The following is an 18,971-nucleotide window of genomic DNA, read 5'->3' on the forward strand; positions in this document are numbered from 1 at the left end:
GGCTGACCGACGGCCCGGGCCTGGACCAGCGCCGGGCGCGGTCGCTGCTCGCGCAGGACCTCGACCAGCTCGAGGAGCAGGCGCAGGGGTACGCCGGCGCGGCCAAGGTCCAGGTCGCCGGCCCGTGGACGCTCGCCGCGACGGTCGAGAAGCCGCGGGGTGACAAGGTGCTGGCCGACCACGGGGCGCGCCGCGAGCTCGCCCAGGCGCTGGCCGAGGGGGTGGGAGCCCACGTCGCGGAGGTCCGGCGACGGCTCCGCGGGGTCGACCGGCTCGTCGTACAGGTGGACGAGCCTGCGCTGGCGCGGGTGCTGGCCGCGCGGGTGCCGACGGCGTCGGGACTCGGCTGGCACCGTGCCGTGGACCTTCCCGAGGCCTCCGAGGCCCTCGGCTGGGTGCTCGGGGCGGTCGCCGCCGCCGGCGGGGAGCCGTGGGTGCACTCCTGCTCGCCGGGAACCCCGCCCGCGCTGCTCCACGGCGCCGGAGCGAGCGGCCTCTCGGTCGACCCCACCGTGCTCGACGCGTCCGGGCTCGACGCCCTCGCCGAGGCGGCGGAGTCCGGAGCCGTGCTCGCCCTCGGCGTGCTGCCGTCCGCGGAGCCCGTGCCCAGGCCGACCGCTGCGCAGGTCGCCGACTCGGCGCTGCGCTGGCTGGACCTTCTCGGGCTGGACCCGGACGAGGCCGGGGACCGGGTGGTGCTCACGCCCACCTGCGGCCTGGCCGGGGCCTCGCCGCGCTGGGCGCAGGACGCCCACGCCCTGCTGGTGCGGGCCGTGACCCACCTCCAGCAGGGCTGAGCGCTCCCGCGGCTCAGACGACGTGGACCCCCTGCTCCGGGTGCTCCTGGGCGTCCTGGGCGAGCTCGTCGTGGGTGACGTTGAGGAAGAGCCACACCACGGCGGAAGCCATCAAGATGATCACCGCACCGATCAGGAACGCGGTCGACGCACCGTCCGCGAAGACCTGGTTCTGTGCCACGGCCGCCATCGCCTGCCGCTCGGCCTCCGACGGGACCGGCGTACCGGCCGGGGCGTTCGCCGCGGCCTCGGCCGCGGACTTCGCCAGTGCCTCTCCGCTGGTCCGCCACACGTGCTGGGCGACCGTGGCCAGCGTCGCCAGCCCCAGTGCGCCGCCGACCTGCTGCATGGTGTTCAGCACCCCGGAGCCGATGCCCGAGTCCCTCGACTGCACGTGGTGCACGGCGGTGAGGGTGAGCGGCACGAAGGTCAGCCCCATGCCCAGCGACATCAGGATCATCCACGGCAGGATCTGCGTGGCGTAGGACGCGGTCAGGTCGGAGACGGGGTACGTCGTGTCGTAGGGGATGCGGGAGAAACCGACCAGGGCGATCGACGCCATCAGCGTCCCGGTGCCGGCGAGGTAGCGCGGAGGCATCCGGCTGACCAGGTTGGAGGCGACCATCGCCGCCACCACGATGCCCGCGGTGAACGGCAGGAACGCGACGCCCGCCTCGAGCGGTGAGAAGCCCATGACGTTCTGCACGTACAGCGAGAGGTAGAAGAACATCGCGAACATGCCCGCCGGCATCAGCATCATCGCCGCGAAGCTCGACGCGCGGGTGCGGTTGCGGAAGATCCGGAACGGCAGCAGCGGGTGCGTGGCCCGCGACTCGATCAGGGCGAAGAGCACCAGCAGGCCCGCGCCCACCACGAGGCTGGCCACCGTCCAGGTGTCGCTCCAGCCGTGGCTGGAGGCGCGGGAGAGGCCGTAGACGATGCCGAACAGGCCGAAGGTCGCCGTGATCGCCCCGGGCACGTCGAGCTCGCCCTTGTGGGTCTCCGACTCCGCCAGCACCCGGGGGGCGAGCGCGGCGGCCACGATGCCGATCGGCACGTTGATCAGGAAGGTCAGCCGCCAGCCGTCGATGGTGGTGCCCAGCAGCGAGAGGGTGGACCCGGTCAGCCAGCCACCCAGGATCAGGCCCACCGCCGCGCCGGCGCCGGACATCCCGGCGTACACCGCGAACGCGCGGTTGCGCTGCGGCCCGGCCGGGAACGTGGTGGTGATCAGCGCCAGGGCCGCGGGGGAGGCGAGCGCCGCGCCGGCGCCCTGCAGGGCGCGCGCGCCGAGCAGCATCGCCTCGGACTCCGCCACCCCGCCGAGCAGCGAGGCGACCGCGAAGACCGACAGGCCGACCATGAAGGTGAGCCGGCGCCCGTAGAGGTCACCGAGCCGGCCGCCGAGCAGCAGCAGCCCGCCGAAGGCCAGCGCGTAGGTGGTCACCACCCAGGTGAGCCCGGCGTCGCTGAAGCCCAGGTCGGCCTGGATGTAGGGAAGGGCGATGTTGGCGATCGTGCTGTCGAGCACGACCATGAGCTGGGCCACAGAGATCAGCACCAGGGCCCAGCCCAGGTGCAGGTGCCGGGTCGTGCTCGGCGCGTCGGTGGAGGGGTCGGTCACGATGTTCCTCGGGGTTGTCGGGCGGCCACGGCCGGTGCGGCCAGGGCGGCGGGAAGGATGATCTGGTCGATCAGGGCGGTGAGGACGGTCTCGTCCGGAGGGGTGCCCAGCACGTAGAGCCGGTGCAGGACCAGGGCCGCCAGCGCGGGCGCCAGCAGGTCCAGGTCCACCCCGTCGCGCAGCTCGCCACGCTCCCGGGCACGCTCGAACGCCTGACGGGTCAGGTCGGTCCGGGGCGCGATCACCTCCCGGCGGAACGCGGTGGCGAACTCCTCGTCGCTGACCAGTGCGGTGAGCACGCCGGCCATGGGCGCGAGGGTGTCCTCGGTGAGCCCTCCGGTGCTGCAGGCGGCGGCCAGCAGGTCGCCGCGCAGCGTGCCGGTGTCGGGCGACTCCGGCGGCTGCTTGAGCGTCAGCAGCGCGTCGATGACCAGCTCCACCTTGCCGTTCCAGCGGCGGTAGAGCGTGGCCTTGGACGCCCGCGCCCGAGCGGCCACGGCGTCCATGGTCAACCGGTCGTAGCCGACCTCGGCCAGCACGGCCAGGGCCGCGGAGAGGATCTCGTGCTCCCGCTCGCCGTCGACCCGGCGACGACCCTGCGGGGCGACGGCAGCGGCGGCGGACATGGGGACTCCTGGGGGACGAGGACGGACGAAACGAAACCGTTCCGTATTCATCAAGCAGCGACGCTACGCGGGTATTCCCGCCGGGTGCGACTGAGTTTCCGGGCACGGCAAGATGTGCCCATGACGACCCCGGAGGTGTCGGCGGCGCCCGCCGACGTGCGCGAGCGCCACCAGGGCGTGGCCGAGCAGGTCGAGGAGGCGCGCTGGCGCTACTACGTCCTGGACGACCCGACGCTCTCCGACGCCGAGTTCGACCTGCTGATGCGCGAGCTCGAGACGCTCGAGGAGGAGTACCCGGAGCTGCGCACACCCGACTCGCCCACCCAGAAGGTCGGGGGGGCGGTCTCCACCGAGTTCACCGCGGTCGACCACCTGCAGCGGATGGAGTCGCTGGACAACGCGTTCTCGACCGACGAGCTCTCCGCGTGGCACGCCCGGCTCGAGCGTGAGGGGGTGCACGAGCCGGCGCTGCTGTGCGAGCTCAAGGTCGACGGGTTGGCGATCAACATCCTCTACGAGGGGGGGCGGCTGGTCCGGGCGCTCACCCGGGGCGACGGTCGCACCGGGGAGGACGTCACCCCCAACGTCCGCACGATCGCGACCGTCCCGCACCGGCTCACCGGCACCGCCGAGCACCCGGTGCCCGCGCTGGTGGAGGTGCGCGGTGAGGTGTTCCTCCCGGTCGCCGCGTTCGCACGCCTCAACGACGCGATGGCTGAGGCGGGCCGGCCGATGTTCGCCAACCCCCGCAACGCCGCCGCCGGGTCGCTGCGGCAGAAGGACCCGCGGGTCACCGCGACCCGGGACCTCGGGATGGTCTGCCACGGGATCGGCGCACGTGAGGGCTTCGAGCCGGCGGCCCAGAGCGCGGCGTACGACGCGCTGCGGGCCTGGGGGCTGCCGACCAGCGACCGGGTACGGGTGGTGCCCGGGCTCGCCGAGGTCCGGGAGTTCGTCGACTACTACGGCGAGCACCGTCACGACGTGGAGCACGAGATCGACGGCGTCGTGGTCAAGGTCGACGACGTTGCGCTGCAGCGCCGGCTCGGCTCCACCTCGAGGGCGCCGCGGTGGGCGATCGCCTACAAGTACCCGCCCGAGGAGGTCAACGCGCGGCTGCTCTCCATCGAGGTCAACACGGGCCGGACCGGCCGGGTGACCCCGTTCGGGGTGATGGAGCCGACGCGGGTGGCCGGCTCCACGGTGGAGCGGGCGACCCTGCACAACGCCCACGAGGTCAGACGCAAGGACGTGCGCCCCGGGGACACCGTGGTCCTGCGCAAGGCCGGCGACGTGATCCCCGAGATCCTCGGGCCGGTGCTGGCGCTGCGCCCGGAGGGGCTGGCGGAGTGGGTGATGCCCACCGAGTGCCCCGCCTGCGGCACCCGGCTGGTGGAGCAGAGGGAGGGCGACAAGGACCTGCGCTGCCCCAACCACCGGCACTGCCCGGCCCAGGTGCTCGACCGGGTCTTCCACGTCGCGGGTCGGGGGGCCTTCGACATCGAAGGACTCGGCACCGAGGCCGCCGCCGCCCTGCTCGAGGCCGGGGTGCTGGAGAACGAGGGCGACGTCTTCGACCTGACCGCGGAGGCGCTGCTGCGCGCCCCGCTGTTCACCCGCGCGCCCAAGAAGGGCGAGGAGGGGCCGCAGCTCTCGGCCAACGGCGAGAAGCTGCTGGCCAACCTCGGCCGGGCGCGCGACGTGCCGCTGTGGCGGGTCCTGGTCGCGCTGTCCGTCCGCCACGTCGGGCCGACCGCCGCCCGCGCCCTGGCGGCCGAGTTCGGGTCGATGGACGCGATCCGCGCGGCCGGCCAGGAGCGGCTGGCTGCCGCCGAGGGGGTCGGCCCGACCATCGCGGAGTCCGTGGTGGAGTGGTTCGCCGTGGACTGGCACCGCGAGATCCTGGAGAAGTGGACCCGCGCGGGGGTCAGGATGGCCGACGAGCGCGACGAGTCCGTCCCGCAGACCCTGGCCGGCCTCACCGTGGTCGTCACCGGGACGCTGCAGGGCTTCTCCCGCGACTCGGCCAAGGAGGCGATCGTCTCCCACGGCGGCAAGGCGGCCGGCTCGGTCTCCAGGAACACCGACTACGTGGTGGTGGGCGAGAACGCCGGGTCCAAGGCGGACAAGGCAGAGCAGCTCGGTGTCCCCGTGCTCGACGAGGAGGGATTCACCCGGCTGCTCGCGCACGGCCCCGAGCCTGCGTGAGCCCACCTCAACCGGGCGGGCGGACCGGCCGGGGCGGCGGCTCCCTAGGATGGCGTGCATGCCTGACACCCCTGGACCGGGCTCCGTGCCGGTCGTGATCAGCCGCGACCAGGTCGCACACCTGGCCGACCTGGCCCGGATCGACCTGTCCGAGGAGGAGCTGGACCACCTCGCGCCCCAGCTCGCGGTGATCCTCGAGTCCGTCGCCTCGATCCGCGGCGCCGCCGACGACGACGTCCCGCCCACCTCGCACCCGCTGCCGCTGACGAACGTGTTCCGTCCCGACGTGGTCGTGCCCGGCCTCAGCGCCGACCAAGCGCTCTCCGGTGCCCCCGAGGTCGAGCAGCAGCGGTTCAGCGTGCCCAAGATCCTGGGGGAGGACCAGTGAGCGCCGCCACCCGGTGGACCCGTGCCACCGCCGCCGAGCTCGCTGCGGCGCTCGCGTCGGGTGCGACCACCTCCGTCGAGGTCACCCGCGCGCACCTGGACCGCATCGAGCGGCTCGACCCGCAGCTGCACGCCTTCCTCCACGTCGACGCCGAGGGTGCGCTGGCCCAGGCGGCCGCCTCCGACGCCCGCCGGGCCGCCGGGCGGGCCGCCAGCGCCCTGGACGGGGTGCCGATCGCGGTCAAGGACGTGCTGGCCACCCAGGGACTTCCCACGACCTGCGGGTCGCGGATCCTCGAGGGCTGGGTCCCGCCGTACGACGCGACCGTGGTCGCCCGGATCCGGGCCGCCGGGCTGCCGATCCTGGGCAAGACGAACATGGACGAGTTCGCGATGGGCTCCTCCACCGAGCACTCCGCCTACGGGCCGACGCGCAACCCCTGGGACCTCGAGCGCATCCCGGGCGGCTCGGGTGGCGGGTCGGCCGCCGCCGTGACGGCGTACGAGGCGCCGCTGGCCCTCGGCACCGACACCGGCGGGTCGATCCGGCAGCCCGCCGCCGTGACCGGCTCGGTGGGGGTCAAGCCGACGTACGGCGGGGTGTCGCGCTACGGGCTGGTAGCGATGGCGAACTCCCTCGACCAGGTCGGCCCGGTCACCCGCACCGTCCTGGACGCCGCGCTCCTGCACGAGGTGGTCGGCGGGCACGACCCGCTCGACTCCACCAGCATCGACGCGCCCGTGCCGGATCTGGTGGCGGCGGCGCGACGGGGCGCGGACGCCGACCTGGCCGGCGTCCGGATCGGCGTCATCGCCGAGCTGGGCGGCGAGGGCTACCAGCGCGGCGTGCTCGACCGCTTCACCGAGGCGGTCGACCTGCTGGTCGCTGCGGGTGCCGAGGTGGTCGAGGTAGCCTGCCCCAGCTTCGTGCACGCCCTGGCGACCTACTACCTGATCATGCCGTGCGAGGCGTCGAGCAACCTCGCGCGCTTCGACGCCATGCGCTACGGGCTGCGGGTGTGGCCCGACGGCGTGGAGAGTCCTTCCGCGGAGGACGTGATGCGTGCGACCCGGGACGCGGGCTTCGGCGACGAGGTGAAGCGCCGGATCATCCTGGGGACCTACGCGCTGTCCAGCGGCTACTACGACGCCTACTACGGCCAGGCGCAGAAGGTGCGGACCCTGATCAGCCGGGACTTCGCCGCCGCGTTCGAGCAGGTCGACGTGCTGGTCTCGCCGACGGCGCCGACGACCGCGTTCCGGCTGGGGGAGAAGCTCGACGACCCGCTCGCGATGTACCTCAACGACCTGGCCACGATCCCGGCCAACCTGGCCGGGGTCCCCGGCATGTCGGTGCCCAGCGGACTGGCCGAGGAGGACGGGCTGCCGGCCGGGCTGCAGATCCTTGCGCCGGCGACCGCCGACGACCGCCTCTACCGTGTCGGCGCCGCCGCCGAGACGCTGCTGGAGGCGCGGTGGGGTGGCCCGCTGCTGGCCCAGGCCCCCGACCTGGAGGGAGCGACGGCATGACCGAGATGCTGCTGCCCTACGACGACGTGCTCGCGGCGTACGACCCCGCGCTGGGCCTGGAGGTCCACGTCGAGCTCAACACCGCCTCGAAGATGTTCTGCGGCTGTCCGACGACCTTCGGTGCGGAGCCGAACACCCAGGTGTGCCCGACCTGCCTGGGGCTGCCGGGGGCGATGCCGGTGGTCAACGGCACGGCCGTGGAGTCGGCCGCGCGGATCGGGCTGGCGCTGAACTGCCACATCGCCGAGTGGTGCCGGTTCGCCCGGAAGAACTACTTCTACCCCGACATGCCGAAGAACTTCCAGACCAGCCAGTACGACGAGCCGATCGCCTACGACGGCTGGACCGAGGTCGAGGTCGACGGCGAGACGTTCCGGATCGAGATCGAGCGCGCCCACATGGAGGAGGACACCGGGAAGTCGACCCACGTCGGCAGCACCGGCCGCATCCACGGGGCCGACTACTCGCTGGTCGACTACAACCGTGCCGGCATCCCGCTGATCGAGATCGTCACCAAGCCCGTGCTCGGCACCGGCGCCAAGGCGCCACTGGTGGCCAAGGCGTACGTCGCCCACCTGCGTGAGCTGCTCCTCGAGCTCGGGGTGAGCGACGTCCGGATGGACCAGGGCTCGCTGCGCTGCGACGTCAACCTGTCCCTGTCTCCGCGGGGCTCCGGGGCGCTGGGCATCCGCACCGAGACCAAGAACGTGAACTCGCTGCGGTCCGTCGAACGCGCGGTGCGCTACGAGATGCAGCGGCACGCGGCGGTGCTGGCCGCCGGCGGAGCGGTGCTCCAGGAGACGCGGCACTGGCACGAGGACACCGGCGTCACCACCAGCGGCCGGGAGAAGTCGGACGCCGAGGACTACCGCTACTTCCCCGAGCCCGACCTGGTGCCGGTCGCACCGAGCCGCGAGTGGGTCGAGCGGCTCCGGGCCGAGCTTCCGGAGCCGCCGCGCGAACGCCGGGGCAGGTTGCAGGCCGAGTGGGGCTTCTCCGACCTGGAGATGCGCGACACGGTCGGGGCCGGCGCGCTCCTGCTGGTCGAGCAGACGGTCGCTGCGGGGGCGACTCCCCAGGCCGCCCGGAAGTGGTGGCTCTCCGACCTGGCCCGCCGGGCCAACGACTCGGGGGTGGACCTGTCCGAGCTGCCCGTCACTCCGGGGCAGGTGGCGCAGGTGCAGGCGCTGGTCGAGGACGGCTCCCTCAACGACAAGCTGGCCCGCCAGGTGTTCGACGGTCTCCTGGCCGGGGAGGGCTCACCGGAGGAGATCGTCGCCGCGCGAGGGCTCGCGATCGTCTCCGACGACGACGCGCTCGGCGCGGCGGTGGACCGGGCGATCGCCGCCCACCCCGACGTCGCGGCGAAGATCCGGGACGGCAAGGTGGCCGCCGCCGGAGCCCTGATCGGGGCGGTGATGAAGCAGATGCGAGGTCAGGCCGACGCGGCCCGGGTTCGCGAGCTCATCCTCGAACGCCTCGGCTGAACCGGCGCCGGCCGCCCGCCGTACGACTGGTACGCTGCCGGAGCACGTCTACTCATCCATCACGCCCGCAGCTGGGGGAAGCCGGTCCAAGTCCGGCGCTGACCCGCAACCGTAGGCGCCCCCGGCACGGTCCGGGTGCGTGAGCCGGAACACCCGTTGCGACGCGTCCTGAACACACGCTGTCGAGGAAAGCAGCGGGTGGACCCTCCGGGGCTCTCCCGCCGTTGCAGCGGGAAGGAACTTCCACATGCGCCCCAGCCTGCGCCGCTCCGCGGTCGCCGCCGTCGCCTGTGCCGTGGTCGTCACCGGACTCCCGGGGGCGTCCGAGGCCGCCTCCCGGCCCCCTCATCAGCTCAGCGGCGCCTGGCTCGCCAGGCAGCTGACCGACGGCCTCGTCCACAACGACCAGTTCGACATCGACGACCACGGCCTGTCCATCGACACCGCGTTCGGCCTGGCCGCCGTTGGCGGTCACCGCACCACGGTCCGGGAGATCAGCAGCGCGGTCGCGGGGTCGCTCGACGCCTACATCACCGGCGAGGCCTTCGGCGACCCCGGCAGCACGTACGCCGGACCCACCGCCAAGGCCTTGGTGCTCGCGCAGCTCGCCGGGGACGACCCCACCGGCTACGGCGGGATCGACCTCGTCGCCCGCCTGGAGTCGACGGTGAGCACCACGGCCCCCACATCCGGCCGGATCGGGGACGCGAGCACGTTCGGCGACTACGCCAACGTCGTCGGGCAGGCCCTCGCCGTGCAGGGGCTCGCGGCCGCGGGGTCGCCGCAGGCCGGGCCCACCCTGGACTTCCTGCTCGACCAGCAGTGCGAGAAGGGCTACTTCCGGCTGAACCTCACCGCCGACAAGACCGCGGCCGACCAGACGTGCGACGGCGGACGGCCCCGCACCACCAGCGCCCCGGACACCGACGCGACCGCGCTGGCCGTGCTGGCCTTGCAGTCGGTGGAGCCCAAGACGGCACCGGTGCGGCTCGCGCTGCGCGAGGCGACCGCCTGGTTGACCGACCACCAGCGCCGCAACGGCTCCTTCGGGGGCGGTACGTCGACCGAGGCCAGCAACGCCAACAGCACCGGTCTGGCGGCTTGGGCGCTGGCGGCCCGCGGTGCCTGCCGGCCGGCGGTCGACGCCGCCACCTGGGTGCGCGGGCTGCAGGTCCGCCGCGTCAGGGCGTCCTCGCCGCTGGCCACGCAGAAGGGGGCCATCGCCTATGACGCGGCGGCCTACACCAAGGGCCTCCGCAGGGGCATCACGAAGGCCACCCGGGACCAGTGGCGACGGACCACCGCCCAGGCAGCGCCGGCCATGCGGCTGCTCACCGTCCAGGCCTGCCGGAAGTTCTGAGCCCTGGCCATGCAGCGGATCCTTGCCCGCCTCGTTGCCGCGATCGTGCTGCTCGTGGCAGCGGGGCCGGCCCTGCCCGCGCCGGCCGGTGCCGCCGCCTGCTCCGACGGCGACGGGGTCACCGTGGTGGTGGACTTCCACGAGCTCGGCGGCGGCGTGCAGCAGCAGTGCGACGCCGACGGCGCCGGCACCTCGGCCGCGACACTCCTTCCCCGCAACGGGTTCCCGCTCGACTACGTCCAGCGGCAGCCCGGTTTCGTCTGCCGGGTCGCCGGTGAGCCGGCCGACGACCCCTGCGTGAACACGCCCCCGGCCGACGCGTACTGGGGGGTCTTCTGGTCCGACGGCAAGTCCGGCTCCTGGAAGTACGCCGCCGAGGGGGTCGGCTCGCTCGAGGTGCCCGACGGGGGCTACGTGGCGCTCGCCTGGCAGGGCTCCAGCACCCGCAACCCACCGGGCATGGCCCCCCGCAGCCACGCCTCACCGACCCCCTCGGCGACCAGCTCGTCCCCCGCGGCGCCCGCGGGAGGCGGACCGACCCTTCCGGCCCCGCCACCGGCCACGTCGGCCTCCGTCGCAGGCAGCGCGACCCCGTCCGCCTCGCCTTCCAGCAGTCCCTCGAAGGCGCGACGCTCCGCCCACCCGCACGCGCGGGCCAGCGCGACCGCGACCCCGTCGGTGAGCCCGGTCGCAGACCAGAGCAGTCAGCCGCCCCCACCAGCCGCGGGCAGCACCGGAGGGCTGCCCGGCTGGGCGGTGGCCGGCGTACTGCTGCTGCTCGTGGCTGCCGCGGCCGGCATCACGGCGCTGCGTCGCTACGGGGAGCGCGCCGGCCCGTGAGCAGCCGCCTCCCCCGTGACCTGCATCCCGTGGCCTGGTGGCTGTGGGCCCTCGGGCTCGCCGGGGCCGCCTCGCTCACCACCAACCCGCTGGCGCTGCTGCTGGTGGTCGGCGTCGCCTGGGTGGTGGTGGTCGCACGTCGTTCCGACCAGCCCTGGTCGAGGTCCTTCCGGCTGTACGTCGTGATGGGGCTCGCGATCGTGGTGGTCCGGGTCGCCTTCCGGGTGCTCTTCGGGGTGGCCGCGGGGGGCCACGTGCTGCTTGCGCTGCCCTCGCTGCCCCTGCCCGGCTGGGCCGCCGGCGTACAGCTGCTCGGCCCGGTCACCCGGGAGGAGCTTCTCGCCGGGCTGTACGACGGGATGCGGCTGGCCACCCTGGTGATCTGCGTGGGGGCGGCGAACTCCCTCGCCAACCCCAAGCGTCTGCTCAAGTCGGTCCCGCCAGCGCTCTACGAGATCGGCACCGCGCTGGTGGTGACCGTGACGATCTTCCCCCAGCTCGCCGACAGCGTCCGTCGGGTGCGTGCTGCCCAGAGCCTGCGCGGCGGGACCGCGGGCCGGGTCGGCCGCCTGCGTCGTTTCCTCGTGCCGGTGCTGGAGGACGCCCTGGCCCGCTCCCTGGCGCTCGCGGCAGGGATGGACACCCGAGGCTACGGCCGGTCCGGCGGCGAGTCCCGTGGGCGGCGGTGGGTGACCGGGGCGCTGCTCCTGGCGGGCCTGTGCGGGCTCGGCATCGGGCTCTACGGGCTGCTGGACCTGACCGCTCCCCGGGTGCTGGCGCTCCCGATGGTGGTCCTGGGGGTCGTGCTGGCGCTGGCCGGTCTCTCCAGCGCGGGCGCGCGGGTCGAGCGCAGCCGCTACCGGCCCGACCCGTGGCAGTGGCCGGAGACGGCGGTGGCGCTCTGCGGGTTGGCCGTGGGGGCCACCGCCTGGTGGCTGGCGGGCTCGGCGCCGTGGGTGGCCCACCCCGGCGTGGACGTCGTCCCGGTGCTGACCGCCCCCGCCCTCCTCGGGACTCTCCTCGGGCTGGCGCCTGCGGTCCTCGCCCCGCCTCCGGTGCTTCGGGGTGCCACGGTCGCGGTCGGCCCCCGAGCTGTTCCCGGGGTGACGGTGTGATCGAGCTGCGCCAGGTCGGCTTCAGCTACGCCGACCACCCCGTTCTGGACGGGGTCGACCTCACCCTGGACGAAGGAGAGCTGCTCGTGGTCTCCGGCCCCACCGGCGTCGGGAAGTCCACCTTGCTCGGCGTGGTCACCGGGCTGGTCCCCCGGTTCAGCGGCGGCCGGCTCTCCGGCGACGTCCTGGTCGACGGGATCAGCGTGGTGCACCGCCCACCCCGAGAGCGCGCCCACCTGGTCGGCTACGTCGGCCAGGACCCTGCGTCCGGCTTCGTCACCGACACGGTGGAGGAGGAGCTGGCCTACGGGATGGAGCAGCTCGGTCTTCCGGCCCCCACCATGCGCCGCCGCGTGGAGGAGACCCTGGACCTCCTGGGGATCGCCGATCTGCGAGGCAGGGACCTGCGCACCCTCTCGGGCGGTCAGCAGCAACGGGTCGCCCTCGGGTCGGTGCTCACCATGCACCCGCGCGTCCTCGTGCTGGACGAGCCGACTTCGGCGCTGGACCCGACAGCGGCCGAGGACGTGCTGGCCACCGTCACCCGGCTGGTCCAGGACCTGGGGCTCTCGGTGCTCCTCGCCGAGCACCGGCTGGAGCGCGTCGTCCCCTTCGCCGACCGGATCTGCCTGCTCACCGGTGACGGCAGGGTCCGGGTCGGGGCCCCCGCCGACGTGCTGGCGGTCTCCCCGGTGGTGCCGCCGATCGTGGAGCTGGGCCGGCTCGTGGGCTGGTCCCCGCTCCCGCTGGCCGTCCGCGACGCCCGCCGCCGGGCACGTGACCTGGCGGCTCGGCTGGCTCCACCGACCCAGGGGGAGCCAGCCGCCGGTGCGGAGATCCTGGCCGCTCGGGGCGTGAGCGTGCTGCACGGCCGCACGGTGGCGGTACGCGAGGTCGACCTGACCCTGCGGTCCGGCACCGTCACCGCGCTCATGGGCCGCAACGGGTCGGGCAAGTCCTCGCTGCTGTGGGCGCTGCAGGGGACGGGGCGGCGCCGGGCTGGCCGGGTCCACGTGGGTGGGGCCGATCCGGCCGAGCTGGCCGCCGACGCGCGCCGCAGCCGGGTCGGGCTGGTGCCCCAGACGGCGGCGGACCTGCTCTACCTGGAGACCGTCGCCGAGGAGTGCGCCGCCGCGGACCAGCAGGCCCCGGGCGGGGAGGGCAGCTGTCGGGCGCTGCTGGACCGGCTGGTTCCCGGCATCGACCCGCACACGCATCCGCGCGACCTCTCGGAGGGGCAGCGGCTCGCCCTGGCCCTGGCGATCGTGCTGGCCGCGGCTCCGCCGGTGCTGCTCCTCGACGAGCCCACCCGGGGCCTGGACTACCCGGGCAAACAGGTCCTCGCCGCGATCCTGCGCGACCTCGCCGTCGAGGGCCGGGCGGTGGTGGTCGCCACCCACGACGTCGAGTTCGCCGCCACCGCCGCCGGCGACGTGGTCGTCCTGGCCGACGGGGAGGTGGTCTCGGCCGGCCCGGTGGCCAGGGTGATCGCCGAGTCGCCGTCGTTCGCCCCGCAGGTCACCAAGATCCTGGGCCCCCCGTGGCTGCGGGTCGACCAGGTCGCCGCCGCGCTGGAGGTGGCCCGGTGAGCGCCGCGGCCGTGCCGTTGCGGCTCCGCTCCACGGTGGTGCTCGCGGTCGCGTCGGTGCTGGGTCTGGTGATGCTCGGCTGGCCGCTGCTGCTGCAGGCCCCGCCGGGAACCCGAACGGACCCGCCGTTCGTCTTCCTGCTGCTCGTGCCGCTGGTCGTCGTCCTCGTGCTGGCCGAGTTCAGCGAGGGCGGGATGGACGCCCGGGTGCTCGCCCTGCTGGGTGTGCTGAGCGCCGTCAACGCCGTGCTGCGCGGCCTGAGCGCCGGCGTCGCCGGGGTGGAGCTGGTGTTCTTCCTGCTGATCCTCGCGGGCCGTGTGTTCGGCCCGGGCTTCGGGTTCGCGCTCGGCTGCACCTCGTTGTTCGCCTCCGCGCTGCTCACCGGCGGCGTCGGCCCGTGGCTGCCCTACCAGATGCTCGTCTCCGGCTGGGTCGGCATGGGGGCGGGGATGCTGCCGCGCCGGGTGTCCGGCCGGGCCGAGATCGCCCTGCTGGTGGGCTACGGCATCTTCGCGGCCTACGTCTTCGGCCTGCTGCTCAACCTGTCCGGCTGGCCGTTCCTCCTGGGGGTGGACGTCCCTGGCCACACCGGCTCGCTCGCGTTCGTGCCGGGGGACCCGCTCGCCGACAACCTGCGCCGGTTCGCGGCGTACACGCTGCTCACCTCGACCGGGACGTGGGACACCGGCCGAGCCATCACCACCTCGGTGGCACTGGTGGTGCTCGGCCCGGCGATCCTCGCCACCTTGCGGCGGGTGTCGCGACGTGCGCTGGTGCTGCCGGCGTCCGGTGCGTACGACGGTGCCGGCGACTCCTCCGTCCCGGACGCCGAGGCGGCACCGGTCGAGCGCGGGTAGCCCTCGCCACGACCCGGCGGCCCCGCGACTACTGGTGCGTACGACGCGTCAGGTGCGTCGTACGCACCAGTAGCCGCGCGGGCGGCTCAGTCCGGCGCCGGCTCGCTGAACCCCGGACCACTGCTGGTGGCGCCGATGCTGGCCACCACGACACACGCCATGGCGAGCAGCTGGAGGCCGGTGAGCAGCTCCTGCAGCACCAGCGCCGCCGCCAGCGCCGCCGCCGCCGGCTCCAGGCTCATCAGGATGCTGAAGACGGCGGGTCGCAGGGTGCGCAGCGCCGTGAGCTCCAGCGAGTAGGGGATCACCGAGCTGAGCATCCCGACGGCCGCGCCGAGCGCGACGACGTACGGGTCCATGAGGTCGCCGCTGCCGGTGCCGAGTGCGAACGGCGTGAGCACCACGGTGGCGATCACACTGGCTGCCGCCAGCCCGTCCAGTCCTGGCCAGCGCGCTCCGGTCCGGGCGCTGAGCAGGATGTACGCCGCCCAGGCGGCCCCCGCCACCAGGGCGAACAGCACGCCGAGGGGGTCGATCCGGCCCGGCTCGAGCCCCAGGAGCGCCACACCCGCCGCGGCCAGAGCCGCCCAGCCGAGGTCGCGCAGCCGCCGGGACCCGACCACCGCCAGGGACAGCGGGCCGATGAACTCTATGGTCACCGCGATCCCGAGCGGGATCCGTGCGAACGACTGGTAGATCGCCCAGTTCATCACGCACAGGCTCAGCCCGAAGCCGACCACCACCCGCCAGTCCTCTGCCGTGCGCCCCCGCAGGCCCGGGCGTGCGACGGCGGCCAGCACCACGGCGCTCGTGGCCAGCCGGAGCCACACCATCGACGTCGGATCCACGACGTCGAACAGGTGCTTGGCGATCGCGGCCCCGACCTGCACCGAGAGGATGCCGCCGAGCACCAGCCAGACGGGCGAGAGGCCGCGTCGGGGCCGGGGTCGGACCTGCACCCGGACAATCTAGGGGGTTGCCGCCGCGCCTGCCGTCGCGTTTGCTGGCCTAGGGTGGTGCAGATCACACCGTCGACGGGAGGGGATCGACATGGGGACGACGCTGGTGCTGGTCGGGACACGCAAGGGCCTGTGGATCGGCCGCTCGGACGCGTCCCGGGCGGAGTGGGCCTGGTCGGGTCCCCACTTCGCCATGGAGGAGGTCTACTCCTGCCTGGTGGACACCCGGGGGCCGCAGCCCAGGCTGCTCGTCGGCGCCTCGTCGAGCTGGTTGGGCCCCCAGGTCTGGCGCTCCGACGACCTGGGCGAGACCTGGCAGGAGACCCCGAACGGCGCGGTGCGGTTCCCCGAGGACACCGGCGCCACGGTGTCGCGGGTGTGGCAGCTGCAGCCCGGCGCCGAGGACGGGGTGGTCTGGGCGGGCACCGAGCCGGGGGCGGTCTTCCGGTCCGTCGACCGGGGGGAGACCTTCTCCCTCGAGCGTGCCCTGTGGGACCACCCACACCGGCCGCAGTGGAACGCCGGGTTCGGCGGGCAGGCCTTCCACACGATCCTTCCCCATCCCACGGACCCCCGGGCGGTGCTCGCGGCGATCTCCACCGGGGGGGTCTACCGCACCAGTGACGGCGGAGCCAGCTGGTGGCCCTCCAACGAGGGCATCAAGGCCGAGTTCATGCCCGGGGACCGGCACTACCCGGAGTTCGGGCAGTGCGTGCACAAGGTGGCCCGGCACCCGGCCGCCCCGGACCGTCTCTACCTGCAGAACCACGGCGGCGTCTACCGCTCCGACGACGGGGGGGACTCGTGGTTCTCGATCGCCGACGGGCTTCCCTCGGAGTTCGGTTTCCCGATCGTCGTCGACCCCCACGACCCGGAGACCGTCTACGTGTTCCCGATCGACGACGCCGGCGCCCGCTGGCCGGTCGACGGTCACGCGCGGGTATGGCGGTCGCGGAGCGGCGGCGAGGACTGGGAACCGCTGGGCGAGGGGATGCTGCCCGACGACTTCTTCGTGGCGGTGATGCGGGACGCGATGTGCGTGGACTCCGGGGAGCCCACCGGCCTGTACTTCGGCGGCCGCAACGGCGCGGTGCACGCCTCCGCGGACGGCGGGAGCTCCTGGCGCGAGATCGTCCGGGACCTGCCCGACGTACTCGTCGTGCGCGCCGCCACGGTCTGAGGAGACCAGGTGGCGGACTTCGAGGTCGTGCGCCGCACCCACATCGCAGCCGACCCGGCCCGGGTGCACGGCCTGGTCAACGACTTCCGGCAGTGGCGGGACTGGTCGCCCTGGGAGGGTCTGGACCCCACGATGGACCGCGAGTACTCCGGCGCCGAGCGCGGCGTCGGGGCCCACTACACCTGGTCGGGCAACCGGCGAGCGGGGTCCGGGAGCATGGAGATCACCGCGTCGAACCCGCAGCAGATCGACCTTGCCCTCACCTTCGAGAAGCCGTGGCGCGCGACCAACCGGGTGTGCTTCCTGCTGACCCCCGTCAACTCCGGCACCGACGTGGCCTGGCGGATGACCGGCAGCCAGTCCGGGGTGGCGGGGCTCCTCGGGAGGGTGGTCGGCATGGACCGGTTGCTGGGCAAGGACTTCGAGAAGGGGCTGACCCGGCTCAAGGCGGTCGCGGAGTCCTGACCCCGCACTGTCATACGGACCGAGCCGACGTCTGCTCTGCTCCGACGTCTGCTCCGTCCGGATGACGTCCCGCGCCATCGGCGACAGGTCGCCTGAGGTTCGTGCCGGGTCGGGGGGCCAGTAGTCTCGGACGCATGCCCGAGCGCCCCGAGGTCACGCCGCAGCCCGACATCAAGCCCCGTTCCCGCGACGTCACCGACGGACTCGAGAAGACCGCGGCCCGTGGCATGCTCCGGGCCGTCGGCATGGGCGACGAGGACTTCGCCAAGCCCCAGATCGGGGTCGCGTCCTCGTGGAACGAGATCACCCCCTGCAACCTCTCCCTGGACCGGCTGGCCAAGGCGGTCAAGAACGGCGTGCACGCCGCCGGGGGCTACCCGCTGGAGTTCGGCACGATCTCGGTCAGCGACGGCATCGCGATGGGCCACGAGGGCATGTACTTCTCGCTGGTTTCCCGGGAGGTGATCGCCGACTCGGTCGAGACCGTGATGATGGCCGAGCGGCTCGACGGCTCGGTGCTGCTCGCCGGCTGCGACAAGTCGCTCCCGGGGATGCTGATGGCCGCCGCCCGGCTCGACCTGGCCAGCGTGTTCCTCTACGCGGGCTCGATCATGCCGGGCCAGGTCGACGGGCGGGACGTCACCATCATCGACGCGTTCGAGGCGGTGGGCGCCTGCCTGGCCGGCCGGATCACCCGCGAGGAGGTCGACCGGATCGAGCGCGCGATCTGCCCCGGCGAGGGCGCCTGCGGCGGCATGTACACCGCGAACACGATGGCCTCGGTGGGGGAGGCTCTCGGCATGTCGCTGCCCGGCAGCGCGGCGCCGCCGGCGGTGGACCGCCGCCGGGACGGGTTCGCCCACAAGTCCGGCGAGGCGGTCGTCAACCTGCTGCGGCAGGGCATCACCGCCCGTCAGATCATGACCCGCGAGGCCTTCGAGAACGCGATCGCGGTGGTGATGGCGCTCGGCGGCTCCACCAACGCCGTGCTCCACCTGCTGGCCATCGCCCGCGAGGCCGACGTCGACCTTGACCTCGACGACTTCAACCGGATCGGCGAGAAGGTGCCGCACCTGGGCGACCTCAAGCCGTTCGGCCGGTTCGTCATGAACGACGTCGACAAGGTCGGCGGCATCCCGATGGTGATGAAGGCCCTCCTGGACGCCGGACTGATGCACGGCGATGCGCTCACCGTGACCGGCCGGACGCTCGCCGAGAACCTCGCGGACATCAACCCGCCCTACGTCGACGGCGAGATCATCCGGCCCCTGGACCGCCCGATCCACCGCACCGGCGGGCTGAGCATCCTGCGGGGGTCGCTGGCCCCCGAAGGAGCCGTGGTGAAGACGGCGGGCTTCGACGACTCCACCTTCACCGGCACCGCCCGGGTCTTCGACGGCGAGCGGGCGGCGCTGGACGCGCTGGCCGAGGGACGCATCGTGGCCGGGGACGTGGTGGTGATCCGCTACGAGGGGCCCAAGGGCGGCCCGGGCATGCGGGAGATGCTCGCCATCACCGGTGCGATCAAGGGCGCCGGACTGGGCAAGGACGTGCTGCTGATCACCGACGGCCGGTTCTCGGGGGGCACCACCGGGCTGTGCGTGGGCCACATCGCCCCGGAGGCGGTCGACGGCGGCCCGATCGCGTTCGTGCGCGACGGCGACCGGATCACCCTTGACGTCGCCAACCGGACCCTCGAGGTCGCGATCGACGACCTGGCAGAGCGTCGGCAGGGCTGGACCCCGCGACCGCCCACCTACACCCGCGGCGTGCTCGCCAAGTACGCCAAGGTGGTGCAGTCGGCGGCGCACGGCGCCGTCTGCGGCTGACGGGTGCGGTTCTCGGTCCGGACCTGGCCGGCCGTGCTGGCGCTGGCTCTGCTGGCGGCCTGCACCAGCGGTGGAGAGGCGCCGGCCGGGCCCGGCCGGCAGTCGACCGTCGCCGGCC

16 protein-coding genes are annotated in these 18,971 nt (G+C 73.7%); 13 read left to right on the forward strand and 3 right to left on the reverse strand.

Features of this window, described 5'->3' with window-relative positions; genetic code table 11:
* A partial coding sequence (locus PLP61_RS06260; RefSeq protein ID WP_324501445.1) for a uroporphyrinogen decarboxylase/cobalamine-independent methonine synthase family protein occupies positions 1–797 on the forward strand: 797 nt, incomplete at its 5' end.
* A gap of 13 nt (positions 798–810) precedes the next feature.
* Here the strand turns inward: PLP61_RS06260 and PLP61_RS06265 are convergent.
* Both PLP61_RS06265 and PLP61_RS06270 read right to left on the reverse strand, forming a co-directional pair.
* Entirely contained in the window at positions 811–2,421 is a 1,611-nt protein-coding gene (locus PLP61_RS06265; RefSeq protein WP_324501447.1) for an MFS transporter, read from the reverse strand.
* Positions 2,418–3,047 carry a TetR/AcrR family transcriptional regulator gene (locus PLP61_RS06270; protein ID WP_324501449.1) on the reverse strand — a complete coding sequence of 210 codons (630 nt, stop codon included), beginning with the start codon at positions 3,045–3,047 and terminating at the stop codon, positions 2,418–2,420. The genes PLP61_RS06265 and PLP61_RS06270 overlap by 4 nt, the downstream gene beginning before the upstream one ends.
* A 120-nt stretch (positions 3,048–3,167) precedes the next feature.
* Here PLP61_RS06270 and ligA point away from each other — a divergent pair, with 120 nt between their 5' ends.
* The 9 genes from ligA (at position 3,168) to PLP61_RS06315 (ending at position 14,420) form a co-directional block, all read left to right on the forward strand.
* Positions 3,168–5,255 carry an NAD-dependent DNA ligase LigA gene (gene ligA / locus PLP61_RS06275; protein WP_324501451.1) on the forward strand — a complete coding sequence of 696 codons (2,088 nt, stop codon included), beginning with the start codon at positions 3,168–3,170 and terminating at the stop codon, positions 5,253–5,255.
* A 58-nt stretch (positions 5,256–5,313) separates the two neighbouring features.
* Positions 5,314–5,643, forward strand: coding sequence for an Asp-tRNA(Asn)/Glu-tRNA(Gln) amidotransferase subunit GatC (gene gatC / locus PLP61_RS06280; protein WP_324501453.1), 330 nt, complete (start codon positions 5,314–5,316; stop codon positions 5,641–5,643).
* Positions 5,640–7,172, forward strand: coding sequence for an Asp-tRNA(Asn)/Glu-tRNA(Gln) amidotransferase subunit GatA (gene gatA / locus PLP61_RS06285; RefSeq protein WP_324501455.1), 1,533 nt, complete (start codon positions 5,640–5,642; stop codon positions 7,170–7,172). The genes gatC and gatA overlap by 4 nt, the downstream gene beginning before the upstream one ends.
* Positions 7,169–8,659 carry an Asp-tRNA(Asn)/Glu-tRNA(Gln) amidotransferase subunit GatB gene (gene gatB, locus PLP61_RS06290; RefSeq protein WP_324501457.1) on the forward strand — a complete coding sequence of 497 codons (1,491 nt, stop codon included), beginning with the start codon at positions 7,169–7,171 and terminating at the stop codon, positions 8,657–8,659. The genes gatA and gatB overlap by 4 nt, the downstream gene beginning before the upstream one ends.
* 247 nt (positions 8,660–8,906) lie before the next feature.
* Entirely contained in the window at positions 8,907–10,019 is a 1,113-nt protein-coding gene (locus PLP61_RS06295) for a hypothetical protein (RefSeq protein WP_324501459.1), read from the forward strand.
* 9 nt (positions 10,020–10,028) lie between these two features.
* Entirely contained in the window at positions 10,029–10,859 is an 831-nt protein-coding gene (locus PLP61_RS06300; RefSeq protein WP_324501461.1) for a hypothetical protein, read from the forward strand.
* Positions 10,856–11,974, forward strand: a complete 1,119-nt coding sequence (locus PLP61_RS06305; RefSeq protein WP_324501463.1) for a CbiQ family ECF transporter T component — start codon at positions 10,856–10,858, stop codon at positions 11,972–11,974. Before PLP61_RS06300 ends, PLP61_RS06305 begins: the two co-directional genes overlap by 4 nt.
* A complete protein-coding gene (locus PLP61_RS06310; RefSeq protein WP_324501464.1) occupies positions 11,971–13,563 on the forward strand; it encodes an ABC transporter ATP-binding protein in 1,593 nt (530 codons plus the stop codon). Before PLP61_RS06305 ends, PLP61_RS06310 begins: the two co-directional genes overlap by 4 nt.
* Positions 13,560–14,420 (forward strand): ECF transporter S component, encoded by an 861-nt coding sequence (locus PLP61_RS06315; protein ID WP_324501466.1) that lies wholly within the window; start codon positions 13,560–13,562, stop codon positions 14,418–14,420. Before PLP61_RS06310 ends, PLP61_RS06315 begins: the two co-directional genes overlap by 4 nt.
* An 86-nt stretch (positions 14,421–14,506) precedes the next feature.
* Here the strand turns inward: PLP61_RS06315 and PLP61_RS06320 are convergent, their stop codons facing one another.
* A complete protein-coding gene (locus tag PLP61_RS06320) occupies positions 14,507–15,379 on the reverse strand; it encodes an EamA family transporter (RefSeq protein WP_324501468.1) in 873 nt (290 codons plus the stop codon).
* A gap of 91 nt (positions 15,380–15,470) precedes the next feature.
* Between PLP61_RS06320 and PLP61_RS06325 the strand changes: the two genes are divergently transcribed.
* The 3 genes from PLP61_RS06325 to ilvD all read left to right on the forward strand — a co-directional run bounded on the left by PLP61_RS06325 (position 15,471) and on the right by ilvD (position 18,853).
* Positions 15,471–16,559: a WD40/YVTN/BNR-like repeat-containing protein gene (locus PLP61_RS06325; protein WP_324501470.1), complete on the forward strand. Its 1,089-nt coding sequence runs from the start codon at positions 15,471–15,473 to the stop codon at positions 16,557–16,559.
* A 9-nt stretch (positions 16,560–16,568) separates the two neighbouring features.
* Positions 16,569–17,024, forward strand: coding sequence for an SRPBCC family protein (locus PLP61_RS06330; protein ID WP_324501472.1), 456 nt, complete (start codon positions 16,569–16,571; stop codon positions 17,022–17,024).
* A 134-nt stretch (positions 17,025–17,158) separates the two neighbouring features.
* Entirely contained in the window at positions 17,159–18,853 is a 1,695-nt protein-coding gene (gene ilvD / locus PLP61_RS06335; protein ID WP_324501474.1) for a dihydroxy-acid dehydratase, read from the forward strand.
* The last annotated feature ends 118 nt before the right edge of the window (positions 18,854–18,971 follow it).

This window comes from Nocardioides sp. (assembly GCF_035429765.1).
GTDB lineage: Bacteria > Actinomycetota > Actinomycetes > Propionibacteriales > Nocardioidaceae > Nocardioides.